The organism is Corynebacterium tuberculostearicum, assembly GCF_032821615.1.
Lineage (GTDB): Bacteria > Actinomycetota > Actinomycetes > Mycobacteriales > Mycobacteriaceae > Corynebacterium > Corynebacterium tuberculostearicum_H.
Genome location: NZ_JAVBIF010000008.1, coordinates 60,493 through 84,708 on the forward strand (window position 1 = coordinate 60,493; position 24,216 = coordinate 84,708).

The window sequence follows — 24,216 nt, forward strand, 5'->3', positions numbered from 1 at the left end:
GTGCCATATGAACGACAAGAAAGTTCCGGCGCGCACCAAGCGTGGCGCTTTGAAGATCTACCTCGGCGCGGCGCCTGGGTCTGGTAAGACCTGTGCAATGCTCAACGAGGCGCACGGCCTTGTGCTGGCCGGCCGCGATGTGGTCATTGGCATCGTGGAAGATCATGGGCGCGAATTCACTCGGGCGCTGTGTGATGGCCTTGAGACCATCCCGCGGCGCTACGCCGCCGGGCTATCTACCGGAGAACTCGATACTGCAGCCATCATCTCGCGCCAGCCGGAAACCGTTCTGGTCGATGAATTTGCCCATTCCAATCCGCGCGGTGAGGAACACGCTAAGCGCTGGGAGGACGTAGAGGAACTCCTAGCCGCAGGAATCGATGTGATTTCTACCCTGAACATCCAGCACCTTGAAAGCCTCAATGACGTAATAAAGCAGATCACCGGTATTTCCCCGCAGGAGACGGTGCCAGACGAGGTGGTGCGTGCGGCGAATGAGATCGAGTTGGTGGATGTATCCCCGCAGCTCTTGCGCACCCGCTTGAGTGATGGCCAAATCTATAAAGAAGCGCGCATTGCCCCAGCGTTGAATAATTATTTTAGGGTGGGCAATCTGACTGCACTGCGGGAGCTTGCCCTGTTGTGGTTGGCGGACCAGGTTGATGAGGCTCTCGCGTCCTACCGTTCTGAGCAGGACATTACCGATACCTGGGAGGCGCGGGAGCGGGTGGTCGTGGCCATTCAGAACGTCGCGCATGCAGAACTGCTCATTCGCCGCGGGCGCCGCATCGCATCCAAATCCTCAGCCGAGCTACATGTCGTCCACGTAATTTTTGGGGACTCCTTTTCTTCCGGTGAATCTTCTGTTGCAGGTTCCGCTCAACAACTGTCCAAACTACAATCCTTGGCTCAGGACGTGGGTGCCCGTTTGCATCAGGTCACCGGTGACTCGGTGCCAGAAGCGCTGCTTAATTTTGCCCGCAGCGTCAACGCCACCCAGTTGGTCCTGGGGGTTTCACCACGGCGTCGCTTAGGCCTGCACTGGCGCGGCACCGTTGCTGAGGCCGTGTTGCGGGATTCAGGCAAGATTGATTGTCACATTGTTAATCTTCCGTCCGATAAGCCCTCGCCTCTTTCACCACTGCTGCGACCATTGCATTCCCTTCCGCGCCGGGCGGTGTCTTGGGTGGGCGCGGCTGTCGCTTTCATCGCCTTGACCGCACTGTTGCAAGGCATCGACGGCTCGGCATTGGGAACAGGCACGTGTTCTGCTTTTTACTTTGCGCTGATCCTCCTCGTGAGCATGCTCGCTGGCCTGTGGCCGGCGGTAATTATTGCGTTTGCCTCGGGCTTGGCGGTCAATTGGTTCTTTACCGAGCCCCTGTACACGTTCGATATTGCTGAGCCAGCTAACGCTGTCATCCTCGTGGTCATGGTAGCCATTGCCCTGGCCGTGGGCTTACAAGTGCGGCGCACCAAAATAGAGCACCATAATGCGGCCATTGCCACGCGCGATGCTGAGCTCTTGACGGTCTTTTCCCGCGCAGCCCTCAACCGCCGTGCGGACGTATCTCCCATCGACGCAGTGCTTCGCAAGGTAGGAGAGACTTTCGGCTGCCATAAGGCTGTGCTTCTTGACGCCTCCGGGGACATACTCTCTACCTGGCACGCTTCGGCGGCCTCGCCCCGGCAAAGTAGACACCTGCATATCCCCGCAAAGACTCATAAACGTGAGGTAGAAACGTTGGTCTCCAGCGAGGACACTACGGTCCAGATTGTGATGGAAGGCCCAGCGTTATCCGCCCGCGACCGTGCTTTGGTGGCGGTTGTGGCAGGCTATTTAGCCGGCATCGTGCGCCGCGACAAGCTTTCGGCTGAAGCCGCACGTGCCGATGCCATTGCTGCCGCTGATGAATTGCGTCGTGCGCTGCTATCGAGCGTGAGCCACGATCTGCGCACGCCCCTAGCAACGGCCAAGCTGGCTGTGTCCTCTTTGCGGAATTCCGAAATCGAATTCAGTCCAGAGGATCAAGAAATACTGCTGGCGGAAACCGCAGCTAGCATCGATCAACTCACGCTGCTCGTGACCAACTTATTGGATCACTCGCGCTTGAGTGCAGGAGCGGTAACTGCACGCCGGGATACTGTGGAGTTATACGAGGTAGCCAATCGGGCTATTGCTTCCTGTGCCTTTGGACATAGCAAGGACCAACTTGGTCGCATTCATATTGGTTCTGGACTCCGTGGCCGCACCTGTTGCGCGGATAGCGTTTTGCTGGAACGCGTGCTGGCGAACCTATTCGATAACGCTTTGCGTTATGCGCCGAGCGGACCAGTCAACGTTGATGCGCAGGTTATAGATGAGCGCGTGGAGCTGAGTGTGAGCGATGAAGGGCCGGGAATTTCACCAGAAAAGCAGGAGGAGCTTTTCCAAGCTTTTCAGCGCTTGGGCGATACCAGCAATGACAACGGGGTGGGTTTAGGCCTCTCCGTTGTACGCGGATTTGTGGAGGCCATGGACGGTACTATCACCGTAGAGGCCACTCCAGGAGCGACCTTTATCCTGAGTTTCCCGCTTCGGGAGGAGAAAAGCCATGACTGATAAAAAGGCCACGATAGTCATTGTGGATGATGATCCGCGTTTGCTCACCACCTTGAGCATTAATTTTAAAGCGCGTGGGTATGAGGTGTATTCAGCCAGCACCGGGGCGGAGGGTCTGCAGGTGGTCTCCCAGCATCAGCCCGATGTGGTGATTTTGGATATGGGTCTGCCGGATATGGGTCTGCCGGATATGGATGGGCGGGAGGTCCTCGATGGGATTCGAGGGTGGTCAGCAATTCCCGTTCTGATTCTTACGGCCCGGTCCGATCCCCTATTTAGTGCCTCGGCCCTAGATCGCGGTGCTGATGATTATGTGACCAAACCCTTTTCTATGGAAGAGCTCTTGGCCCGCGTGCGCGTGGCTTTGCGGCATGGCAGTCCCCAGCAGCCATCTGCTCAGCGGGAAGCCACGATGGTGCGGGCGGGTGATGTGCTTATCGACGTCCCTCGACACTCCATCACCAAGGCAGGAAAGCCCCTTCACCTGACCCCCACTGAGTGGGGCGTGCTTACGACGCTGCTGCGTGCCCACGGCGGTTTGGTGCGCAAAGAAGACCTCCTCGCAGAGATTTGGGGCCCGGGATTCGAAGGACAAAGTCACTACCTGCGCATCTATACCTCGCAGCTGCGCCGCAAACTGGAAACCGATCCATCTAATCCCCAATACCTGCTCACTGAACCCGGATTGGGATACCGCTTCATTACCTCCCCTGGGGTCTAGGAGTAGCTGACGCCATTTTCTGCAGGGAACTACTCTTGCAGTGGCAATTCTGTGCAGTGGAGGGGTGCGAGTTGGTATCCATAACGCTTATGCGTCGAGGGCTTCGGTGTGCCCTGCGCATTTAACCAACTGCAAGTGCGTGAGAACTAAACATTTCAACTGGTCACCAGCGATTGTTCGTTCTCTAAATCATTTCTGGTGCTGCAGATTAGTTGCTTTTCCCTGAAGAGGTGACGGTGTCTGTCATGCTTTCCTGACCAAAGAACTTTCGAGCATATTTTTGGGTAGAAGGGTCTATTAAATCAAGCTACGTTGTACGTACCGTTAGAAGAAGGAATAGGGCTCTCTACTTTCATAAACTTGGCTCGATTTATTGTGCCAACGTTGAAGGTTATGAATTAGAGACGTCTGGGGTTGAAAGCTTGGTATCTAAAAATAGAGCTCCTCAAGACTCCGGTGTTCATTTATCGCTGTCTGGGTGGGGCTTTATCTGCGCACCTGAATTCGTGCAAGAAATCTTGCACGAATCTCTCGGGTAGCTTACTGTGGTCAATCGTTCAGGAATTCTTGCACGATTGGAGTTGTGATGAGCCCACGAAAGTATGAGCATCCGGCCACCGAGGACCTTGAATTCGTCCGTGTTCTGGCTGCGGTAAGTGATCCCATCCGGTTAGAGATGGTTAGGCGCCTGGCAGACGGTCAGGAGCACGATAGTTTGACGCTCGCTGATGACCTGCCTCGATCTACCCTGACCTACCACACTCGGCAGCTGCGTGAAGCCGGTGTGACGTGGACAAGAAGCCAGGGACGAACTTGTGTTATCTCTTTGCGCAGAGGCGATCTAGACGAACGGTTCCCTGGTTTACTCGATATGGTGATTTCGAATGCTTAAACAGCTGTGGCCGTTAGTTTTGGGCAGTGTAGCGCTCGGATTGGACGCATATGTTATCGCTGGACTGCTATCACAGATTGCAAACGACTTGGGTACAAGTGGCAGTGTGATCGGCTTGGGTGTTACCGCCTTCACCGGCGCGTACGCAATATCTGGTCCGCTGTTCTCGGGTAGGGCAGGCAAAGATCCGCGGAGTGGTCTGCTTGGAGCTGTTGCTGTGTTTTCTTTGGCGAATGTCGTGACTGCAGTCTCGCCTACAGTGAGCGTTTTTCTCGTGTCGCGCTTGATCGCAGGTGCGGCAGCGGGAATTTATTCGCCGTTGTCCTCAGCCGTAGCGGGGATGTCCGTCCCAGCAAAGTATCGCGGGCGCGCACTGTCAATGGTGCTGGCTGGCTTAGCGGTGGGAACTGTCGTGGGCGTACCGGTGGGATTGGGGGTAGCTAAACAGCTAGGCTGGAGGGCTACCATCGGTTTGGTCTCGGCCATTGGAATAGTGGCGTTAGCGGGTCTAGCGTTGCGCAAAGCGAGTGTGGTACCAGCTGTGCCCTCTTCCTCGTTGGGGCAGCGACTCCGAGTCATCGGCCGAGTGGATAATTTCCTGACGATCTTAGTTACTTTCTTTGTTGGAGTGGGTTCGCTGGGGTTGTACACCTATATTCCTGTAGTGCTTGATCGTGTGCAGGTAGACACCATTGCTGGTATTTGGGTCTGGGGTATCGGCGGGGCAGCGGGTGCTTTTGGGATTGGGAGGGTGCTCGACAAGGTTAATAGTTCACGCAAACTAACGGTCATTATCATTGCATTACTCGTGACTGATTTCGCTCTACTGCTGCTCTTCCCTTCGAGCCACGTGGTGGCAGTGGTGTGTCTTCTTGCTTGGGGGCTTTTGGGGTGGTCGTCTATGGCACCGCAGCAGCATTCGATGCTTAGTGCAAACCCTGATGAAGGGGCGACTGCTGTTGCTGCTAATGCATCTGCGAACTACCTTGGCTCGGCAGTCGGCTCCGCAGTGGGTGGATTACTGTTGCCCTCCTCCACGGGAATCCTGTTAGGAGCATTAGGTGCAGTCCTAGTAGGAATCGTCTGCAGTATTGGGGCTAGTGCCTCTTCTCGCTCTCATACTGGGGACAATGTGAATTAGGAATACTTCGGATTGATGGGACGATGCCCGAGTTGACATAGTCGAGCTCTTCGTCGCATTCCCTTTGAGGCCTTTGCTTTGACACTCTTAGCAGCTTAAAGGACTGATCCTAGGTCTTTGATTTTCTCGCAGTAAATCATGTCAGTATTGGTATCACTGAAGCTACCGCGGAAAAGAATAAAGAACTGCGCGGACCGCTGCCGCGCTGCGAAGTCCCCGCTACACTCGCGCTTATGACCGATCTGCAGCATGTCCACTCCGTTGATGAGGCGGTAAACCGCCTGATCGAGATTTACGAGAATTCCTGCGAGCTTGCGCGCAAGACTTTGGAATCAGGAAACCTTGATGACTATCGCTATGTGGTTTATCCCAAGGTCACAGTGGATATCCGCAAATGGCAGCCCATCGATCGTTCCGAGCCGTTTGGCTACGTCAACGAGGCGGGCAAGTACTCGGCGGTAGTTTCCAAGCCGCACATCATTCGGGACTACCTGCACGAGCAGCTGACTCGCCTGGCGGGGAATTATCCGTGCGATATCTTTGTTGGCCAATCCGACCAGCGCATTCCACCGGAGTACATCAAGGACACAAGGAAAGCCCCGCAGGAACGCGGGCCTATTCCGCGTCCGACGCTGGATGAGGTCAATGATGCAATCATTGATGGCGAATGGGATGCCTTCCACGGTGCGGAAAAGCCGCTTTTTCATTTTGGCGCCCAGCGCTTTGATATCGCGTGTGCACGCATTGAGCACTACACCGGCATCGAGGTCGATACGGTGCAAAAATACATTTTGTTTACTAACTACGCGATGCACACCACCGAGTTTGTGAAATTCGGTTTGCGCGAGTTGACCAGGGAAGACTCGCGCTATACCGCCTTGGTGCTGCCCAATGGCGAGACCATCCACCCCAACGATGCGGTGGACCTCGATGTGGATGGTCTGACCTTGACCTCTCGCTTCCAAATGCCGCGCTTTGATCTGATTACTGCCGGTGGTGATGGCATCACGATGATCAATATCGGTGTGGGGCCCTCCAATGCCAAGACCATTACGGATTGCTTGGCGGTGCTGCGGCCGGAGGCCTGGATCATGATCGGCCACTGCGCTGGCATGGATGGGCGCATGCGCATCGGGGATTTGATTTTGGGCAATGCCTACCAGCGCAATGACCACATCTTGGACCAAAAGGTTGCGGCGACCTCTCCCATCCCGGCGATTCCGGAGGTACAGCGCATGCTCGAGTCTGCGGTGAAGGCGGTGTACGGCGACGATAATTCGCTCATGCGAACAGGCACGGTGCTCTCCACCGATGATCGCAATTGGGAGTGGCGCACTAACCGGGATTTGTGGGAGTGGCTGCGTACCTCCACCGCGGTGGCTGTCGATATGGAATCGTGCACGCTCGCGGCCAATGGCTATCGCTACCGCGTTCCTTATGGAACTCTGCTTTCGGTCTCTGACCTGCCATTGCATGCGGTGCCGAAGCTGCCGGCCCAGGCGCAGGCCTTCTACTCCAACTCGAAGGAAGCCCACGTGATGTGCGCGGTGCGTGCGATGGAGCATCTAGCCGAAAATCCGGAGCGCCTGCGCACTCGCAAGCTGCGCCGGACTTTGGGCGAGGTTCCATTCCGGTAGGTGCCTTTTCTTTGGCAGGCAATGCTCGTTAAACTACAAAGAAATCCCATGACGCAAAAGGAGCCACACAATCGTGACTGAAAATTGGATCCACCCGGACCGGGAAAACCTCACCTGGGAGGTCTTCGGCGAGGCGAGCCGTAACCTGTCGGAACAGATTGTGGAATCTGGTTGGTTCCCTGACCTTATCGTGGGCGTCGCCCGCGGCGGCCTCATCCCAGCCGGTGCTATCGGTTATGCCATCGGTGTCAAGGCCATGGGCGCTATCAATGTGGAGTTCTACACCGATATCGGACAGACCTTGGAAGAGCCGATCATCTTGTCCCCGCAGCTGGACACGGATTCGCTAAAGGGCAAGAAGGTACTGGTAGTAGATGACGTCGCGGACTCCGGCAAGACCCTGGATCTCGTGGTAAATCTGCTGAAGGAAACCGCAGACGAGGTGCGCTCGGCCGTCATTTATACCAAGCCGAAGACCATCTTTGAACCGGACTTTTCGTGGAAGAAGACCGATCAGTGGATCAACTTCGCCTGGTCCGTGCTTCCCGTAATCACTGCAGATGGCTCCTTTAAGGAAGGCTCCTAAAGTCCACTAGGATGTGCAGGCGTGATTAAAGAACAGCCTGCCCCTACCGGCGTCATCGCCAGTTTCCGTTATGCATTTTCCTCGCCTGCTCGACTGCGTAAGGAAGTCTTTGGCGGTCTGGCGGTGGCGCTTGCTTTGATCCCAGAGGTCTTAAGCTTTTCCATTCTTGCGGGCTTAGACCCGTGGGTGGGATTGTTTTCCTCCGTCGTGATGGCAATGTCCATTGCCTTTACCGGTGGCCGGCCGGCGATGATTTCCGCGGCGGCCGGCGCGGTGGCACTCGTTGTCTCACCGCTCGCGCATGAACATGGGCATGACTACGTGGTTGCCGCGGTGCTCTTGGCAGGAATCATGCAGGTAGTTTTGGCTGCGGTGGGCGTCGCCAAGCTCATGCGCTTTATCCCGCGCTCGGTGATGACGGGGTTTGTGAATGCGTTGGGAATCATGATGTTTACCACGCAGCTGCCGCACCTTATCGATGTGCCGTGGATGGTCTATGTGCTGGTGGCCATTGGCTTGGCAATTATGTTGGGGCTACCGCGGCTGACCACGGTGATTCCCGCCCCGCTCGTTACCATTGTGGTGGTCAGCATCATTGCGGTCGTGGCCGGGTGGCAGGTCCCCGATGTGGCGGACCAAGGCGAGCTTCCTACCTCGCTGCCGGGACTTTTCGTGCCGGATATTCCGTGGAACCTGGATACCTTGCAGCTGATTGCGCCCTATGCCTTTGGCATGGCTTTGGTGGGGCTGATGGAATCGCTGCTAACGGCCAAGCTGGTGGATGATATTACGGATACCCACTCCGATAAAACGCGCGAGTCCTTTGGTCAGGGCGTGGGCAATATCCTCGCCGCGGCCATCGGCGGTATGGGAGTGTGCGCCATGATTGGCCAGACCATGATCGGCGTGAAGGCATCCCAGGCGCGCACGCGCTTGTCGACGTTCCTCGCGGGCGCCTTCCTCCTTATCCTGTGCCTTCTTCTTGGCGAGACCGTCGGTCGCATTCCGATGGCCGCCTTGGTGGCGGTGATGATCATCGTGGCCGCAACTACGGTGGATTGGCATTCAGTTCACCCGCGCACGCTTAAGCTCATGCCGCTATCAGAAACGCTGGTGATGCTGGTAACGGTGGTAGGCACGCTGGCCACGCATAACTTGGCGGTCGGTGTGGTGCTCGGTGTGGTGACAGCATCCATTGGCTTTGCCCGCCGCGTGGCTCACCTGGTGGAGGTAGAGCAAGTAGGCGATGCCGAGTATGCGGTGCGTGGCCAGCTGTTCTTCGCCTCCTCCAATGACTTGGTCTATGCCTTTGACTACACGCTGGACACCCAGCGTGTAGTGGTAGATATGACGGAGGCCGAGGTCTGGGATGCCTCTACGGTGGCGACGCTGGATGCGGTGCAGAAGAAATATGCCGAGCGGGGCATCGAAGTAGAGTTTCGTGGCCTGGAGGGAGCTAGTGCGCAGCGCCTGAATCACCTTAGCGGCCGCTTAGGTGACTAACATCACATTTATGGACTGGGGTGTGAGGGCTCAAGCAGTAGGCGCCGAACTGACCTTGAGTTCGCGTTGGCGTAAATGCAAAGGATCCGCGATGACCTCGCGTTCTTAGGGGAACTTTGCCTGCGCGCGATGGCTAGCTTTGTCTTGGCTAACTTAGGTTATCCAATCTAAAAAAGCATAATGACGTGCAAGTTTACTTAAGTAGGCCTTGCTGGATCACGGGAGAATCTTCGGTAGTGTAGTGTTTAGCACTTATTGATTTCCCTGCACAGAAAGGTTTTTACAATGGACGAGAAACTGCAAACCCTCCTGAATAACCAGGTCATTAGCGAGTACGGCGCTTCCATGGTCTATACCCAGCTGGCCTTCGAGATGGACAACCTCTCCTTCCCGGGTATGCGCGATTGGTTTATGGGCCAAGCCGCTGAAGAGCGCGTGCATGCCGAGAAGATTGCGGACCACTTGCTCTCCCGCGGTTATCGCGTAGAGCTCACTGACATCCCGGTTGGTTCCGTGAAGGCTGCTAACCCGCAGGATGCTTTCCAGGCTTCCCTGGAGCACGAGCAGAAGGTCTCCGAGGAAATCCGCACCATCGCTCGCGCGGCGCTGGACGCACAGGATCTGGAATCCCGCCAGCTCGTTGACTGGTTCCTGAGCGAGCAGGTGGAAGAAGAAGCTACCGTTTCTGAGATTCTGGACCAGATCAAGCTGGTGGGCAATGACGGCTCTGGCCTGCTGCGTATCGATGAGCGCCTGGCCGGCCGCCCCGATGGCGGTGCTGCCTAAGCGCGCGTGGGTGAATAACAAACCCATCAAGATTTAGCTCAATCCTCCCATGGCACTGCGGTGCGGTGGGAGGATTGTTTCTATGTCAACGCAACGCAAGGCTTTGTGCGCCATAACCCTGTTAGTTCTGGCGCTCTTTCTCATCGTGGGAGCGGCAATCATGTCCACGCACATGGCCTTGGGGGTATTTCTGACCACTGCGGCGCTGATGCTCGGCCCATTCGCCGGGCTCGCACTGCTGGTTTATGGCGTCGCCGGCAAGCGTGGGGTAGTCACGCGCTCGCTCTATAGCCTCGGCGGCATGCTGCTCCTCGGTGCCATCGGCGGCATCTTCGCTCTGTCCATGGACCAGGCTTCTGCGATGCTGCCTCTCTTTGTCGCTGGTGCGGGTGTGGGGATCGTAGCCGTGCTGACCCAAGCGCCGAAACGGGCATAAACTGGCCCCCGTTATGCCCAAACTCCTCTTTGATATGTACGGCGTGCTCATGCGCCCGGCCACCCCAGAAAGCCATGCGGACTTGGAGCGCCTCCTCGCGCCGCCAGATACAGAGGCGATGCGGGAGGCCTACGGGTTTTATCGGCCGGACTACGATGCCGGCATCTTTAGTGATAGTCACTATTGGAACGAGGTAGCGGCCCGCGCCGGGCTGGGGGAGGTTCCCGTCGCGGAGGCGGTAGCGTGCGAAAACAGTGGCCTCCTGGAGGCGGATCCGGAGATGGTGGCGCTGGTCAAGGGGCTTATCGGGGAAGGCTATAGTGTGGGCATCTTATCCAATATCCCCACCACGCTGGCGGGCCAGGTGCGAAAGAAGCAGACGTGGCTAGAGGACTGTGCGGCGGTGACTTTTAGCTGCGATATTGGCGTGGCCAAGCCGCACCCGGAGGCCTATCGCGTAGCCGTGGATGCGCTCTCCGCGCAGCCGAAGGATACGCACTTTTTTGATGACCGCGTCGACTACGTGGAGGGCGCTAGCTACTGCGGGCTCAATGCGCATCTCTTTCGCGGCATCGACTCGGTACGCGAGGTGCTAAGCACACTGGAGTGAGCGGCCCAGCTCCAGCGGTTGGCGCAGGAGCTGATCGGTGGCCACGGTGCGGGCTACCGCGCGGACAATCTCCTTATGGCCGGGAATCATGCGCAGCTGCAGCTCATCGCCCGCGGAGGCGCGGACGGTCGCGGCGAATTGCTTGGGGGCCTGTGGGTCATCAGTAAACGCGCCGCCGGCGATGACCACGGTGGCCGGGGAGTGAGCCTTGACCAGTTCCGTAGCGATGGCGCCCAATTGGCGGGCGCGCTCGTCCAGAATGGCGCGGATGGTGGGGTGGGAGTTGGCTACCTGGGCGGCGTCGGCAAGCGAGGCTGCCTCCACGCCCTCGTGGCGTATCGCCTCCAGGATGTGCTGGGTGGCCAGCAGGTGCTCGGACGCGCCGTGGCCCAAGAGCTCGGAGTGCGTCTGGGGCACGGGAATAATGGGGCTGACCTCGTCCTCCACGGAGAGGGCGGAGCCGATGGAATCGTCCGCGAAGAGCACCAGAACGCGCTCGCTGGTGCCAATCTCGGCCGCCTGGGTTTCGGAGCCGAGGATGGCCGGGATGGCGGAGGAGACCACCACGGGTACGCCGAACTGGAAGCGCAGGCGCTCGGCAATGTCCACGCCGTGCCAATTGAGGTTTTCCGCGGTGACCAGGCCGTTATCATCCACGGTGCCGGAGGTGGTCACGCCGAGGGAGACCAGGCGGTGGTTCAGGCTGGTCATCATGCGGTTGATGCCGGCCATGATGTGCTCGAGGAAGTCATCCTCGCTGAGGTTAGCCACCGGCGTGGTCAATTCCTCTTCGCTCAGGGTGCGGCCTTTGGTGTCATAGAGGCCGATGTAGGTCTGTTTGGTGCCCACGGCGATGCCGCCGAGTGCCCAGTCATTATCGGCCGCCTCGAGCGGCACGGTGGGCCGGCCGCGCCCGCGGGACTGGGTGAGGTCGGTGCGTTCCTGGATGAGGCCCGCGTTGAGTAGGGAAGTAGTAGCGCGCGTGATGGTGGGCTGGGAAAGTCCGGTGGCTTCCACCAGCTCGCTCCGGGTGATGATCGGGTTCAGGCGCACCAAATGGAGGCACTTCGCAGCCGGTGTGCGGGGCCGCGTGAACACTGGGCCAGATTTGATCATAAAAAGGAGTATAAGCATCCCAGACTGCTTTGTCTAACCTGATAAAAGGTTCATGTACCGAATAGTCTAAAGGTGGTGGTGGGGGCGCAGATATCTATGCTGGAGAGCATGCAGTCAGTAGCGGTTTATTGTGGTTCAGCAACAGGAAACTCCCCGGCCTACACTCAGGCGGCACAGGAATTGGGCACCGAACTGGCCCGACGCGGCCTGAACCTGGTGTATGGCGGCGGCAATATCGGCTTGATGCGCGAGGTGGCGCAGGCCTGCCTGGCCGCTGGCGGCACCGTCACCGGTGTGATGCCGCAGTCACTGGTGGATCTGGAGATTTCCCACCCCGGCCTGACCACTCTAGAGGTCGTGGGCTCCATGGCCGAGCGCAAGACCCGCATGGAGCAGCTTGCCGATGCCTATATTTGCCTCCCCGGCGGAGTTGGCACCCTGGAAGAACTTACTGAGGTACTCACCTTGCAGCAGCTGGGCCACATCCGCGGCCCGGTAGGCCTAGTTAATACCGCGGACTTTTGGCGTCCTTTCTACGCCATGTACGCCGCCATGGCCGAGTCCGGCTTCATCTTGCCGCGTTTTGTCGATGCCTTGGTGATGGAAGAGAAACCGCAGGATATCCTGGATGAATTCAGCAGCTGGAGCTATCCCGGAACAAAGTGGGACAACGATTAGTTAACAAGTTCGCAACTTCAGCCTCCCCGGGTGGCCTATAGGCGATACTTAGGGATAGACTTCCTCGTTATGAGTTCTGAGCAGACCGCTAAGCGCCAGCCCTCTCTACTGGACGCTTCGTGCGATAACTTCGTTCACGACCTAGCCGAGCTTTCCCCCACCGATGCCACCGCGTGGGGCATTGACGGCTACGAGGGCGAATTGCAGGATTTCTCCCCCGAATACTTCACCGCCATTGCAGACCGCACCCGTGAAATGGTGGCGGACTTGGATGCCCTGGATGACACCACCGATGAGTCTGATGATGAGGATGACTTTGATGACGTGGACTATGTCACCGCGGCCGTCCTGCGCGATCGCCTTTGCCTTGAACTAGATCTGCACCACCACAGCGAGGATGTGCGCTGCCTGAATAACATCGCCTCCCCGGTCCAGACCATCCGCGATACCCTGCTGCTTATGCCGCAGGACACGGGCGAGGACCGCGATGCCATTCGTTCCCGCCTGTCCAAGGTGAAGACCTCCCTGGCCGGATACCGCAGCTCCTTGGAGGAAGCGGCCTCCCACGGCATGGTGGCACCGCACCGCCAGATCTCCGAGGTCATTGTGCAGTGCGAGCGGCTTGCCGACGCCGACTCGATGCTCGAGTCCCTCGGCCTCGACGCCGACTGCGCCGAGGTGCAGCAGGCCAAGGAAGCCTTTGGCGAGTTCTCCGATTGGCTCTCCAATGACCTGCAGCCCCAGGCACCCACCAAGGACGCCGTGGGCCGCGAGCGCTACGAGCGCTTTTCCAAGCTCTTTGTGGGCGATGCCGTCAACCTCGACGAGGCCTATGAGTGGGGCCTGGACCAGGTGCGCAGCCTGCGCGCAGAGCAGGAAAAGATCGCCCACGAGCTCTACGGCTCCGAGTGCTCGGTGCGCTCGGCGATGCGCAAGCTTAACCACGAGGAACGCTACACCCTGCGTGGCACCGATGCGCTGGTGGAGTGGATGCAGTCCACCGCCGATGGCGTCATTGCTGAACTCAACGGCAAGGAATTCGATATTCCGGAGGAAGTAGAAGAGATCGAGTGCTGCATCGATCCGGCCGGCACCGGCGGCATCTTCTATACCCCGCCGAGCGATGACTTCTCCCGCCCGGGCCGCATGTGGTGGTCCGTGCCGGAGGGCCAGGACACCTTCCACACCTGGCAGGAGCTGACCACCGTCCACCACGAGGGCGTGCCGGGCCACCACCTGCAGCTCGGCTCCGCGCTGGTGCAAGAAGACCTCAACCTGTGGCGCCGCGCGGTGACGTGGAACTCCGGCCACGGCGAGGGCTGGGCGCTCTACGCCGAGCAGCTCATGGCCGAGCTGGGTTACATGGATGATCCGGGCTTCCGCATGGGCATGTTGGATGCGCAACGCCTGCGCGCCGCCCGCGTGGTCGTGGACATCGGATTGCACTTGGGCAAGCAGTTGCCGGATTGCTCTACCTCCGGCGTGTGGGACAAGGCGCACGTGAAGACCTTCATGCGTGAAAACACCGCTATGGATGATGCCAACCTCAACTTCGAGGTCAACCGCTACCTGGGCTGGCCGGGCCAGGCGCCGTCCTATGCTTTGGGCCAGCGCCTGTGGCAAGAAACCCGCGCCGAGGCAGAGAAGCAGGGGATGAGCGCGCGCGAGTTCCACTCCGAGGCCCTCGCTCTGGGCTCCGTCCCGATGTCCGTCCTGCGCGAGGCCGTCTTGGACAACTAGCGGCGCAGCAGGCGCTTCGCCAGCCGCAGCAACTGCGGCAGGTAGCCTGCTACGACCAGGACCGCGATGAGTCGGGTGAGCTGGACTGCGATGACCGCGGGCCCGGCTCCGCCCTCGGCGGAGAGTGCGAGCACGGTCTCCAGCGCGCCGGGGCTCGTGGCCAGGTAGGCCTCGAAGTAAGTGATGTGCAGCCACATGGTCAGCGGCCAGGCGGTGGCCGCGCAGATGCCGATAATGACCACGATGAAAAGAACCGTGGCGGGCAATTGCTTGGCAAAGGCCTTGAGTGCGGGCAGCGAAAGCCCACCGCCGCAGACCCAACCGATGGACAAAAACGCCATCACCTTAAAGGCATAGAGCGGCTCGAGCGTGTGGCCCTCCGGCAGCAGGAAAGAGACCAGCACCGTCAGCAGCAAGGGGCCGAGCACCGCGGCGGCGGGGAGGTGGAGGAACGAGCCTACCTTTTCGCCGATGAAGGCAATGGCGATCACTAGGGCAACTATCCACCAGGTGGTTTCGCCGTCGACCGAAAGATCCGCTCCCTCGCCGGCGGGCGTATCCAATAAGGCGACCACGGCCGGTAGCGATACCGAAACCACCAATAGGCGCAGGTATTGAGTAAGGGCGACGTATCGGAAGTCGGCACCGAGTTCGTCGGCAAGCGCGGGCATCAGCGAAGCACCACCCGGCAGCATGGATAAAATACCGGTTTCGGAGGAGACATCGTGGGGCTGCGCGCGGTGTAAGAGTTGGCCGCCGATAACACCTACCATCAAGGTGACAAAGGACATCGTCAGGGCGGCAGGCAGGAAGCCCAGCAATTGGCCCACCGGCACCACGGTCAGCGGAATGGCAGCCATCATGCCGATAAAACCGCGCGACATGCTATAAAAACTGCGGTTCACGCGCAGATCTTCCCCAGTAAAAAGCGCCATGGCGCCGGAGGAGAGGATCGCTGCCAAGATCCAGGCCGCGGGTACGTGCCACAGGCTAAAGAGCCAGCCCAGTACGACCGATGCCGGGACGACAACGGCCCACCGTGCCACGGTATGGGCACTAAGCCCGGTGCCTTCCTGCTGTGCGGCCATGCGAGCCTCCTAGTTCTGCTGCGACAAGAGTATAGTGCCTCTTTCTGCTCCACTACGGAGAGGGCGATAGGCGGGTTATCACCTTACATCGTTCAAGATTTATGATCGTGGGCATGGAAATCGATGTAGCGCAGTGGGTGATTCTTTTCTTCGGTACCGCGGCCGCGGGGTGGGTTGATGCGGTCATTGGCGGTGGCGGATTGATCCTGATTCCGATGCTGCTGGCGGTTCTGCCCGGCCTCGCGCCCGCGGCGGCCCTGGGTACCAGCAAGCTTGCCGCGGTGACCGGCACTGGTTCTGCGGCCGTGACCCTCGCGCGAAAGGTCGATTTGGACAAGGCGGAGATGGCGCGCTTCCTCCTCATCGCGCTGGTGTGCTCAGGCCTAGGCGCGAGCGTGGCCTCGAGCCTCGATAAGGACGTCATGCGCCCCATCATCATCGTGCTCATGGTGGCCGTGGGCATCTTCGTTGCGTTCAAGCCAGACTTTGGCAGTAGCGACTCGGCCGGTACCCGTGGCGGGTGGCGGACCGTCGTGGTCCTATTACTCTCCGCCATCATTTCCTTTTATGATGGCATCTTTGGCCCTGGTACCGGCATGTTTTTGATCATGGCCTTTACCTCTATCTTTGCGCAGAACTTCTTGACCTCTGCGGCCATGGCCAAGGTGGTCAATACCGCTACCAACTTCGGTGCGCTCATCGTGTTCATTATTGGCGGGCACGTGTGGTGGACGCTCGGCATCGTGCTTGGCGTAGCCAATATCGCCGGCGCACTTCTCGGTGCTCGTACCGTACTCGGCGGCGGTGCCAAATTCATCCGCTACGCGTTGCTTACCCTCGTGGTGGTCATGAGCTGCTACCTGGGCTGGCAGCAATGGGGCTAATTACATCCGATTCTTGGTGCGCGCGGTAGCAACCGCGTTCCACGGGTCCTCCGGCCAGGGGTGCTTGGGGTAACGGCCGCGCATATCGGCGCGCACGCCAGCATAGGGTCCCGACCAGAAGCTGGCGAGATCATCGGTCACCGCAAGCGGGCGGCCGGCGGGGGAGAGCAGGTGGAATTGCACGCGGTGGCCACAGTATTCGGGGGATTCGGCTAGTCCAAAGCATTCTTGCAGCTTGATATGAACCACGGGGCGATCGCCGGACCAGTCGATTCGTGCGTCCCGGCCGGAGGGGACTGGGAGGCGCTCGGGGGCGAGCTCGTCCAGGTGGGTGGCTTCCGGCCAGGGAAGCAAGCGTTGCAGCGCGGGGTACATGTCTAGCTTGGCGGCGGGAGTTCCCTCGGCGATGCGGTGTAATTCGGGACCGAGCCACTCGGCGGGATCCGCGGAATCGACATCGGGCCACGGATCGCCAAAGTGGACGTGCAGGTGGCGCAGGCGGTCTTTTAATTTTTGGGCCTTCTCGCTGAAGGTAAAGAGTCCTAGGCCTTCTTCACGGATGCCGGCGGCAAGCGCCTCCTCGGCTGCGGGGCCGGTGACTTTGACTGGGGTCTCGGACAACGTGATGGCGCCCGCGGCCTTGACCTTGACGCCGCGCACGCGGCCATCGCGCAGGAAGGCGCGGGTCTCCTCGGTGACGCCGATGGTGTCTAGCGCTGCGGTTTCCTCGATGCGGGCGGCCGAGCGGATGATGGCATTGCCCGCATTAGACAAGGACACCTCTGCGATGGCGAGCCACGGGGAACCGGCGAGGCCCGAGTTATCGAGCAGGCGCGCGCGGGTGCCGCTGGCCAGCAGGTAATCCTCGCCCATGCGCTTGGCCACCTGCTCGGGGAAGGCGGTGGCGACAACCTCTCCGGGATCGGCGGGGCCGAGATCGTCTACGAGGCGTGCCAGCCGCTTGACCTCCCTCTGCGGTGGGTGGTGACGGGTGAGGTCGGGGGTTAAGGGGGCGTCGCCAAGCGAGGCAATGATGGGCGCGGCCTGGCTACCGTGGCGGAGCAAGGAAGCGCCGAGGCGCGGATCGGTGGGCAGGAGGGCGAGCTCCTGCGTGGCGCCAATGCGCTTGAGAGTCGCCTGCGCGGATGCGAGGGCCTGGGCCGGGGGCGGATCGAGCAACGGGAAATCCGGGCCCGCGCCCCAGCAGTCCAGAAACAGCGCGGCCTGGGTCAGGTCCGCGGACAGGATCTCCGGGGTGGTGTGCGGAGAAAAGTGCTGGTAATCATCCTGCGAGTAGCAGCGAATCACGGTGCCAGGCGCCTCACGGCCGGCACGACCAGCGCGCTGATCGGCGCTCGACTTCGAAGTAGACACCGTCACCAGCCCGGACATGCCACGCTGCGCATCGCGCCGGGGAACGCGGGAGAGCCCAGCATCCACCACCACGCGCACGCCCGGCACGGTCAGCGAGGACTCCGCGATAGAGGTAGCCACGACGATGCGCTGTTCATCGGTATACAGCGCGGCGTCTTGCTCCGCGGTGGTCTGCTTGCCATGCAGGGGAAACACATTATGGCCGTCCAGCGCCTCGCACACGAGGTTCACCTCGCGCACGCCGGGCACAAAGACCAGCGTTGATTCGTGCTGGCGGGCTGCCTGCTTGGCGACGTCCCCATAAAACTCCCTCGCCCCCGCCGCCCTGCCCGGCATGGGGGCGTAGTGGATATCGAGCGGATGGGTGACCGCCTCGGTCACGTGGACGGGCGCGTCCATAAGCTGGGAAAAGCGCTGCGCATCCACGGTGGCGGACATGGCGATGACGCGGAAATCCTCGCGTAGCTCGGCCAGCTCCAGGCACATGCCCAGCACCAGATCCGTATCGAGCTGGCGCTCGTGGACCTCATCGATGGCAACGGCGGCCACGCCCTCGAGTTCCGGATCCTTGAGCAAGCGGCGCAGCAGCACACCCGGCGTGACGAACTCGACCTCGCTGCCCTTGCGGAACTCGCCCCGGATGGCAAAGCCCACCTTCTCCGGGGTGCCGCTGAGGGTACTCAAGCGCTGCGCGGCCGCACGCACGGCCACGCGCCGCGGTGCGGTGACGATGACCTTGCCGCGCCCTGCCGCATGATTGGCCAGCGCCGGTGGCACGAGCGTGGTTTTACCCGTACCGGGCGGGGCCTGAATAACCACGTTTCCGGTGCTCGGCAGCGAATCGATAGTCTCGGCTACGGGCAGGCCCGCGCCGATGCGAGCGAGATCAAACATTTAGTTGGCGGCTCCAAAACCCTCGACGGGGCCGTTGAGATCCTGGCGCTCCCAGGCCTCCTCGTTATCTTCTAGCTTGCGCACCACGCGGCCGGGTGATCCCAGGACCAGCGAATTATCCGGAATATCGGTGGTAATAAGCGTGCCCGCGCCGACGACGCAGTTCTTTCCAATCGTGATGCCCGGCAGCACGGTGACATTGGCACCGAACCAGGTGTTGTCACCGATGGTGATGGGCTTGGCAATCTCCCATCCACCGGCGCGCATCTCATGATCGTTGACCGGATGCCCCACCGTAATCAGGGAGCAATTGGGGCCCACCATCACGCCATTGCCGAGCGTTACCTGGGCCTGAGCCAAGATCGTAGCGCCGAAGTTAATGAAGACGCGCTCGCCGCATACGAGGTTGCAGCCGTACTCAAGGTTGAGCGGCACGTGCAGGCCCGGCACCGCGGATTCTTCCGGCAGTATCTCGCGCAGGATGCCCTTGGCACGCTCTGGGTCCGTATTCTGTAGTTCATTGAGCTGCTTAACCAAGCGGAAAGTGCGTTGATGTTCGTCCTTAGCCTCCGGCATGCTCGGCAGGAACCACTGCCCACCGGTCATCCGCTCCCATGAGCCGTAGCGTTCCAAGTCCTGCCGCCCCTGTGCATCCATGGGTGTCATTGTAGAGGGTGGGTGGTGTTTAATAAGTATCTACGGAAATCACTTAGGTTCCGGTAGATCACAAACTCACATGCCGCTTTTGTTGGCTCGATAAAGTTTGTAGACGACATCGGCAAAGCGGTTGCTGATTCTCAGAGTTAAGGTTGAGTGTTAGTAGAAGGCCAAGCACAATGAGTGAGCATATGGAAACAGATTCAAGAAAAATCGTCGATAATATTTTGAGCGATATGGCGGAACTCAATGACTGGATCTGTATTGCTGATGCAACTGGGGCGAATGGGAAAAACTCGTTTTATGCTACGTATGACGATGTCGTTACCATCCTTAACGCAGTCAAAAACTCCTCAGCAGTGACGCTTGGAAAGGTCGGCGCAGGATTTCAAGACCTTCCGGATACTTGGTCTCCTAGGGAAATAGCGAGCGAAGTGTTTTCCTCCCCGAATCCTACCGCTGAGATGATGGAGTTCTGGATAAGGGAAATAGAAGACCCCCAGCGTTAGCCCCCGTAATCTTCATACCGCAAGTATGACGTTATGGATGAGGTGAATTCTGCACCCGGGGAGGAGGTCTATTCCACCTTTCGGTCTGGATGGATTACCGCAGTTTGAACTCGACGACGTCTACTTCGTCATCGGCAGCTAATCCGGGATAGTGAGTATCTATCGCTTTCTGAAGCTCCGTGAGAGAGCCAAAACCGTCATTTCGAGCTTGCTTTTCCGACAATTCACTTCGCTGGGTGGAGGTAACGGCTGTGACCTGTGCAGGAATGGTGACGATCTCTCCAGATTCCTTTTCGAAGACAATTTGAGCGCTTCCTTTATGGAAAGGATCGTCTACCCGACCTCGGGATATAGACTATCGACCGCTTCTCCGTTTTACGTCGACTTATCGACCTGCTGCGGCGTGCCCTGAGCCGCCGCTTCTATATGCACGCCCTCGACTACTAGCAGACGTCTAGAGACAGAACAGCGGGAGCTGCGAAACCACACGCAGGTCTTATCCGCAATCCCAGGAAAACTCGACCCGATCGAAATCGCGCGCAGCGAGGTCATCGGGATGGATGTAAAAGTTTCCAACCCCGGCGTCGCCCCATTCGCAAGGGCCATCCTGGTCTATTGTCGCGAGCGTAATTCGGGGATCTGCCGGCTCAAGGGGGCTTTCGTTCCAAAAAATTTCGTATCCACCGAGCGAGGATCCATTAATATGCCCCGTGCCAATGGGTTCTAGGTACTCATCGGCATGAGGATCGACAGTAAAGCCCTGTTGTTCTGCGCTCGCGACAGCCGCGAAAAACGCGTCTTTCATCGATCTTTGATCATCAAGGCTGGGTTGCTCAAAAGTCGTCTTCCCTCCGATCACCCAACGCGAAACAATGCCTGCCTCAGACAAGTGAATATCCACGTAATCCCGGCCTCTCCTTAACAAGGTGTGGGGGTCTGTCGGATCGAAAATGGCTCGGCCGTACTCATGGGCGCTGTAATTAACTTCCTGGTCGAATCGAACTCCGTCGATCGTGACGGGAATGAGTGGCTTGGGAGCTGGATGAACGCCTGAATCCAGGATCTCTTCCTCGGGCATCTTGCCCACATGCGGTGCAGAAAGGTCTTTGAAATACCTAGCGAACGGGGTGGGTTCTTGGCGTGGATCCTGCTGGTCCGGGACCATCCAAGAGTCACCCCAGGAATCACTATCAGGCACGAATAATTGAAGAAGCCCAGTCGTGGGGAACCCCGGAAGCTGCTCGAGCTCAGAGAAATTAAACTGGGCAATGAAGAACATGGGCCGGCCGTCGTAATACGGGTAGGGCGCGTGTTCCGGAAGGTAGGGGGTGCCACAAACCTTCGAAGTGGTGGGCGAATCGGGGCGTGAGCTCTCCTTAAGCGCAAGAGCAGGGCGGGTAGGGATGTCGTCGAAAGAGTACTTCAGGGAATGTGCGGTATCAAAGTCGGTCACTCTAATAACTGTAAGGTAAACCACTAACCCCCGCATATATCCAGGAAACAAAACGAAGCGCCCCTTCCTCTAACGTGAAGGCTAGAGGAAGGGGTGCTATGTGTAGCGAGGGAAGGATTCGAATCTCTACTGGAGTTTCCCAGGCGATTGCTCGTTTGTTGAGTACTGTGTGCTAGCCATGGGGCCTCAAGGGCGAAAGGTCTCATCGCCAAGTGGTTGCGTCCGCTAGCGTGGCGGTAGCTGGATTGTTCTTACAGCAGAAGATCATGGCTTCAGTGGTCGTGGGATAGTACTTGACGACGGATCAATACTCATTCCTCTAGAAATACTCAAATTGTCACCGGTCAAATACAGGTTTTGAGAGTATCTATTTCATTCTTGGTGAATTGTCCCAGGTGTTGTTCCGTTTGAGTAGATGAGAAATCCGGAGAATGGCAAGAAAATTTGATCAGGATGCGAAGGACTGTGTGGTCCGTCTTGTAGAAGACCACATCTTGGCGGGTAATCATAGAAATCAAGGCAAATGTCTAGGAACAAAACCCAGGGCACTTCAATCGGCCACCATGTCGTTTGTAATGCCGTGAAGGCGGGAGTTTTAAATGGCCTTGCCGTCTGGGTTGAGCAGTGTGTGCCAGGAGTCGATGGTTTCGGTGTCAGTGACGGCAAAGACCGGTTCGCTCGGTGCGCGCGGGGCGTAACAGTTGCGGAGGTTTTCTAAAAGCCCATGGCCTTAAGAGCAGAGGCCTATACCGACATGGAGGCCTAAACGCTATCGAACACTGCGGCCAGACTAATTTCTGTGGATAACCACGCTGGTTCTATGCGGGTTGTCCACAGGGTGAGTGTGGTTGGCCTTTCGCGGCAGGCGCAGGTGTGGTTGCTTTAGTGCTATGAGCACTTCGCAGAACTACCCAAACACCACTCCGACTTCCACCACCACTACCGCTGAAGGCGGTCAGCGGCGAGGGCAGAGCGCGCGAGATATTTCCCCGCAAGAGTTAAACGCTGCTACCCAATACATGATTAATGAGTTAATGAGCCAGGGAATGAGCGAGAAGGAAGCCATAGAGTATTTAGAGCGTGAGTTGGAGGCTATCCCTGATGATTTTTGGGCCAGCGGCGACTAAGGATTAGGCCTGTTTTCTTGGGCGTGATTAGAGTTCGGCGTACTGGTCGCCGTCGTGCTCTGCTATTAGCTCTGGTGCCTGGTTCTTAATCTGGTTGTCGTGTCGTTATTCGCGGCCTGGTAGCCGGTAGGAGCCTCCTCGTCTAGTTCGAGGATGGCGAGGAAGTCGAGATCGTTTTATTCCTACGGGCCATGTGGGGTGGTGGTCTTGAACAGATTCTGATCCTTGGCGAAGATAATAGGTCTTGGTCGATTAATCGGGGCATTGGGTTTAGGGTGAGGTCATGCTTTTTGATTCGCTGCCGCGGCCGAGCGTGCGTGTAGCGCCGGGGGTGGGGCATGTGCCGGGATGGGTGGGCGTCGATAAGCAGAGGGCCTTGGTAGATGAGATGCGTGGCATTGCGCGCGAGTATGCGAATACGCCGATGGCGATGGTACGGCCGCGGTTGAAATCCGGCGGGCAAATGAGCGTTTTTCAGCTGCATCTGGGCAGGTATTGGCATTATCCCAGCTATCGGTATGTAGACAATATGGACGGCACGCGGGTTCCGCCGGTGCCGGAGAGTTTGCGGCGGATTGCTCCGGGGGCACTGCGCGCCGCGGCGGAGGTAGCACCTGAGCTAGAGCTGTGGGTGGAGAACTTCGTGCCGGAAATGGCGCTAGTTAATTACTATCCGCCGGGCTCGGCCATGGGCATGCACGTGGACGATTCGGAGGAGTCACTCGCCCCAGTGATTTCGCTATCCATTGGGGATGAGGCTCTTTTCCGCATGGGGCATACCGAATCGCGCACGCGGCCGTGGGATGACATCACGCTGTGCTCTGGGGATTTAGTGGTCTTTGGCGGGCCAAAGCGCTTTGCCTACCACGGGGTAGTGCGCGTTAATGATGGCACGTTGCCGGAGGGGTGCGGGTTGAGTGAAGGACGTATCAACATCACTATCAGACAAGTATCTGCACGGGCGGTAAGCTAGGGATGTTACATAAAGCTTGAAGGAAAGAAGGTTCTCTTATGTCTCGTATCGGCATCATCATCGGCACTACCCGCGATAACTCGGCCGGCAAGGTAGTAGGTGAGTGGCTCTATGATCTCGCCCAGGGGCGCCAGGATGGGGTGGAGTACACCCTGCTGGACCTCAAGGAGTTTGATGTTCCACTGCTGACCACTGACGTCATTCCTGCCACCGCCAATAAGCAGTATGCGGATGAAAAGGTGCAGGCGTGGTCCGATGCAGTGGATGCCTGCGATGGTTTCGTATTTGTTACCCCGGAGTACAACCGCTCCGTGCCGGGTCCATTCAAGAATGCCTTCGACTGCTTGGCCGGGGAGTGGACCGGTAAGCCGGTTGCGTTCGCCGGTTATGGTCCAGCGGGCGCAATCCGCGGTGTGGAAGCATGGCGCACCGTCGTGGTCAACTTCTCCATGCCGCAGCTGCGCAACCAGCTCGATTTCGGTTTCTTTACTGACTGGACCGAAGGCGAATTCCGCCCTGTAGATGCCAAGGTGGAACGCACCAATTCCTTGTTGGCCGAGCTGGAAGATGCCGTTTCCGCATAATCAGTTCGCACAGCGGCCACGTTCTGGCCCTGCAGTAGGTGAACGAGACCGATAACGTGGCCGCACGTTGGCCAGATACACTTCAGCCCCCGCTGCTCACGAAGTGAACTGGCCCCCGAAAGTTGGACTGGTTTAATTCTAGGCGGTTAGGGCTTCAAGGGTCTGATTTCGATATTGCATCGGGGTCAGACCCTTGAGTCGTTGTTGGATGCGTTCGGTGTTGTA

At 58.6% G+C, this 24,216-nt stretch carries 24 protein-coding genes; 17 read left to right on the forward strand and 7 right to left on the reverse strand.

Annotated elements, in window-relative coordinates; genetic code table 11:
• Nucleotides 1–7: 7 nt before the first annotated feature.
• The 10 genes from RAE09_RS07700 to RAE09_RS07745 all read left to right on the forward strand — a co-directional run bounded on the left by RAE09_RS07700 (nt 8) and on the right by RAE09_RS07745 (nt 10,914).
• Entirely contained in the window at nt 8–2,602 is a 2,595-nt protein-coding gene (locus tag RAE09_RS07700; RefSeq protein ID WP_316981379.1) for an ATP-binding protein, read from the forward strand.
• A complete protein-coding gene (locus RAE09_RS07705; RefSeq protein WP_316981380.1) occupies nt 2,595–3,323 on the forward strand; it encodes a response regulator transcription factor in 729 nt (242 codons plus the stop codon). Before RAE09_RS07700 ends, RAE09_RS07705 begins: the two co-directional genes overlap by 8 nt.
• A gap of 586 nt (nt 3,324–3,909) precedes the next feature.
• Entirely contained in the window at nt 3,910–4,215 is a 306-nt protein-coding gene (locus RAE09_RS07710) for an ArsR/SmtB family transcription factor (RefSeq protein ID WP_005326349.1), read from the forward strand.
• Nucleotides 4,208–5,356, forward strand: a complete 1,149-nt coding sequence (locus RAE09_RS07715; protein ID WP_316981381.1) for an MFS transporter — start codon at nt 4,208–4,210, stop codon at nt 5,354–5,356. The genes RAE09_RS07710 and RAE09_RS07715 overlap by 8 nt, the downstream gene beginning before the upstream one ends.
• 233 nt (nt 5,357–5,589) lie before the next feature.
• Entirely contained in the window at nt 5,590–6,993 is a 1,404-nt protein-coding gene (gene amn, locus RAE09_RS07720; RefSeq protein WP_150851022.1) for an AMP nucleosidase, read from the forward strand.
• A 73-nt stretch (nt 6,994–7,066) separates the two neighbouring features.
• The gene (locus RAE09_RS07725; protein WP_005326355.1) at nt 7,067–7,579 is read left to right on the forward strand and encodes a phosphoribosyltransferase; all 513 of its coding nucleotides are present in this window, start codon (nt 7,067–7,069) and stop codon (nt 7,577–7,579) included.
• Nucleotides 7,580–7,600: 21 nt separating this feature from the next.
• On the forward strand, nt 7,601–9,082 hold the full coding sequence (locus tag RAE09_RS07730; RefSeq protein ID WP_005326357.1) for a SulP family inorganic anion transporter: 1,482 nt from the start codon (nt 7,601–7,603) through the stop codon (nt 9,080–9,082).
• Nucleotides 9,083–9,367: 285 nt separating this feature from the next.
• A complete protein-coding gene (locus tag RAE09_RS07735) occupies nt 9,368–9,868 on the forward strand; it encodes a ferritin (RefSeq protein ID WP_005326358.1) in 501 nt (166 codons plus the stop codon).
• Nucleotides 9,869–9,950: 82 nt separating this feature from the next.
• Complete coding sequence (locus RAE09_RS07740) at nt 9,951–10,304, forward strand: hypothetical protein (protein ID WP_005326360.1); 354 nt, start codon at nt 9,951–9,953, stop codon at nt 10,302–10,304.
• A gap of 13 nt (nt 10,305–10,317) precedes the next feature.
• Nucleotides 10,318–10,914, forward strand: a complete 597-nt coding sequence (locus RAE09_RS07745) for an HAD-IA family hydrolase (protein WP_316981382.1) — start codon at nt 10,318–10,320, stop codon at nt 10,912–10,914.
• Here the strand turns inward: RAE09_RS07745 and RAE09_RS07750 are convergent.
• Complete coding sequence (locus RAE09_RS07750; protein WP_316981383.1) at nt 10,897–12,030, reverse strand: ROK family transcriptional regulator; 1,134 nt, start codon at nt 12,028–12,030, stop codon at nt 10,897–10,899. The two genes, RAE09_RS07745 and RAE09_RS07750, sit on opposite strands and share 18 nt — an antisense overlap.
• A gap of 108 nt (nt 12,031–12,138) precedes the next feature.
• Between RAE09_RS07750 and RAE09_RS07755 the strand changes: the two genes are divergently transcribed.
• A complete protein-coding gene (locus RAE09_RS07755) occupies nt 12,139–12,708 on the forward strand; it encodes an LOG family protein (RefSeq protein ID WP_316981384.1) in 570 nt (189 codons plus the stop codon).
• A 69-nt stretch (nt 12,709–12,777) separates the two neighbouring features.
• Entirely contained in the window at nt 12,778–14,448 is a 1,671-nt protein-coding gene (locus tag RAE09_RS07760; RefSeq protein WP_316981385.1) for a DUF885 domain-containing protein, read from the forward strand.
• Here the strand turns inward: RAE09_RS07760 and RAE09_RS07765 are convergent.
• Nucleotides 14,445–15,536, reverse strand: coding sequence for an AbrB family transcriptional regulator (locus RAE09_RS07765; RefSeq protein WP_316981386.1), 1,092 nt, complete (start codon nt 15,534–15,536; stop codon nt 14,445–14,447). The genes RAE09_RS07760 and RAE09_RS07765 overlap by 4 nt on opposite strands.
• A 113-nt stretch (nt 15,537–15,649) precedes the next feature.
• Between RAE09_RS07765 and RAE09_RS07770 the strand changes: the two genes are divergently transcribed.
• Complete coding sequence (locus RAE09_RS07770) at nt 15,650–16,420, forward strand: TSUP family transporter (protein WP_316981387.1); 771 nt, start codon at nt 15,650–15,652, stop codon at nt 16,418–16,420.
• Here RAE09_RS07770 and hrpB read toward each other — a convergent pair whose 3' ends face one another.
• Both hrpB and RAE09_RS07780 read right to left on the reverse strand, forming a co-directional pair.
• A complete protein-coding gene (gene hrpB / locus RAE09_RS07775; RefSeq protein ID WP_316981388.1) occupies nt 16,421–18,688 on the reverse strand; it encodes an ATP-dependent helicase HrpB in 2,268 nt (755 codons plus the stop codon).
• Nucleotides 18,689–19,354: a sugar O-acetyltransferase gene (locus RAE09_RS07780; RefSeq protein ID WP_316981389.1), complete on the reverse strand. Its 666-nt coding sequence runs from the start codon at nt 19,352–19,354 to the stop codon at nt 18,689–18,691. It abuts the gene before it with no gap.
• A 170-nt stretch (nt 19,355–19,524) separates the two neighbouring features.
• Here RAE09_RS07780 and RAE09_RS07785 point away from each other — a divergent pair, with 170 nt between their 5' ends.
• Nucleotides 19,525–19,854 carry a hypothetical protein gene (locus RAE09_RS07785; RefSeq protein ID WP_316981390.1) on the forward strand — a complete coding sequence of 110 codons (330 nt, stop codon included), beginning with the start codon at nt 19,525–19,527 and terminating at the stop codon, nt 19,852–19,854.
• A 94-nt stretch (nt 19,855–19,948) separates the two neighbouring features.
• Here RAE09_RS07785 and RAE09_RS07790 read toward each other — a convergent pair whose 3' ends face one another.
• Nucleotides 19,949–20,206 carry an ASCH domain-containing protein gene (locus RAE09_RS07790; RefSeq protein WP_316981395.1) on the reverse strand — a complete coding sequence of 86 codons (258 nt, stop codon included), beginning with the start codon at nt 20,204–20,206 and terminating at the stop codon, nt 19,949–19,951.
• A 144-nt stretch (nt 20,207–20,350) separates the two neighbouring features.
• Nucleotides 20,351–21,307 (reverse strand): YwqG family protein, encoded by a 957-nt coding sequence (locus tag RAE09_RS07795; RefSeq protein ID WP_316981391.1) that lies wholly within the window; start codon nt 21,305–21,307, stop codon nt 20,351–20,353.
• An 890-nt stretch (nt 21,308–22,197) separates the two neighbouring features.
• Here RAE09_RS07795 and RAE09_RS07800 point away from each other — a divergent pair.
• From RAE09_RS07800 to RAE09_RS07810, 3 genes are all read left to right on the forward strand, one after another.
• Complete coding sequence (locus tag RAE09_RS07800) at nt 22,198–22,434, forward strand: hypothetical protein (RefSeq protein WP_316981392.1); 237 nt, start codon at nt 22,198–22,200, stop codon at nt 22,432–22,434.
• Nucleotides 22,435–22,717: 283 nt separating this feature from the next.
• Nucleotides 22,718–23,407 carry an alpha-ketoglutarate-dependent dioxygenase AlkB family protein gene (locus RAE09_RS07805; RefSeq protein WP_316981393.1) on the forward strand — a complete coding sequence of 230 codons (690 nt, stop codon included), beginning with the start codon at nt 22,718–22,720 and terminating at the stop codon, nt 23,405–23,407.
• Between the two features lie 38 nt (nt 23,408–23,445).
• Complete coding sequence (locus RAE09_RS07810) at nt 23,446–23,991, forward strand: NADPH-dependent FMN reductase (RefSeq protein WP_316981394.1); 546 nt, start codon at nt 23,446–23,448, stop codon at nt 23,989–23,991.
• Between the two features lie 138 nt (nt 23,992–24,129).
• Here the strand turns inward: RAE09_RS07810 and RAE09_RS07815 are convergent.
• On the reverse strand, nt 24,130–24,216 hold an 87-nt coding region (locus RAE09_RS07815; protein WP_239230518.1), incomplete at its 5' end, for an IS3 family transposase.

Excerpts from the sequence above, each read along its gene's own strand:
- RAE09_RS07715 (WP_316981381.1), top strand. The coding sequence starts at position 4,208 with ATGCTTAAACAGCTGTGGCCGTTAGTTTTGGGCAGTGTAGCGCTCGGA.
- RAE09_RS07700 (WP_316981379.1), top strand. The coding sequence starts at position 8 with ATGAACGACAAGAAAGTTCCGGCGCGCACCAAGCGTGGCGCTTTGAAG.
- RAE09_RS07705 (WP_316981380.1), top strand. The coding sequence starts at position 2,595 with ATGACTGATAAAAAGGCCACGATAGTCATTGTGGATGATGATCCGCGT.
- RAE09_RS07765 (WP_316981386.1), bottom strand. The coding sequence starts at position 15,536 with ATGGCCGCACAGCAGGAAGGCACCGGGCTTAGTGCCCATACCGTGGCA.
- RAE09_RS07785 (WP_316981390.1), top strand. The coding sequence starts at position 19,525 with ATGAGTGAGCATATGGAAACAGATTCAAGAAAAATCGTCGATAATATT.
- RAE09_RS07745 (WP_316981382.1), top strand. The coding sequence starts at position 10,318 with ATGCCCAAACTCCTCTTTGATATGTACGGCGTGCTCATGCGCCCGGCC.
- RAE09_RS07810 (WP_316981394.1), top strand. The coding sequence starts at position 23,446 with ATGTCTCGTATCGGCATCATCATCGGCACTACCCGCGATAACTCGGCC.
- RAE09_RS07735 (WP_005326358.1), top strand. The coding sequence starts at position 9,368 with ATGGACGAGAAACTGCAAACCCTCCTGAATAACCAGGTCATTAGCGAG.
- RAE09_RS07740 (WP_005326360.1), top strand. The coding sequence starts at position 9,951 with ATGTCAACGCAACGCAAGGCTTTGTGCGCCATAACCCTGTTAGTTCTG.
- amn (WP_150851022.1), top strand. The coding sequence starts at position 5,590 with ATGACCGATCTGCAGCATGTCCACTCCGTTGATGAGGCGGTAAACCGC.
- RAE09_RS07770 (WP_316981387.1), top strand. The coding sequence starts at position 15,650 with ATGGAAATCGATGTAGCGCAGTGGGTGATTCTTTTCTTCGGTACCGCG.
- RAE09_RS07805 (WP_316981393.1), top strand. The coding sequence starts at position 22,718 with ATGCTTTTTGATTCGCTGCCGCGGCCGAGCGTGCGTGTAGCGCCGGGG.
- RAE09_RS07710 (WP_005326349.1), top strand. The coding sequence starts at position 3,910 with ATGAGCCCACGAAAGTATGAGCATCCGGCCACCGAGGACCTTGAATTC.
- hrpB (WP_316981388.1), bottom strand. The coding sequence starts at position 18,688 with ATGTTTGATCTCGCTCGCATCGGCGCGGGCCTGCCCGTAGCCGAGACT.
- RAE09_RS07800 (WP_316981392.1), top strand. The coding sequence starts at position 22,198 with ATGAGCACTTCGCAGAACTACCCAAACACCACTCCGACTTCCACCACC.
- RAE09_RS07780 (WP_316981389.1), bottom strand. The coding sequence starts at position 19,354 with ATGACACCCATGGATGCACAGGGGCGGCAGGACTTGGAACGCTACGGC.
- RAE09_RS07755 (WP_316981384.1), top strand. The coding sequence starts at position 12,139 with ATGCAGTCAGTAGCGGTTTATTGTGGTTCAGCAACAGGAAACTCCCCG.
- RAE09_RS07760 (WP_316981385.1), top strand. The coding sequence starts at position 12,778 with ATGAGTTCTGAGCAGACCGCTAAGCGCCAGCCCTCTCTACTGGACGCT.
- RAE09_RS07750 (WP_316981383.1), bottom strand. The coding sequence starts at position 12,030 with ATGATCAAATCTGGCCCAGTGTTCACGCGGCCCCGCACACCGGCTGCG.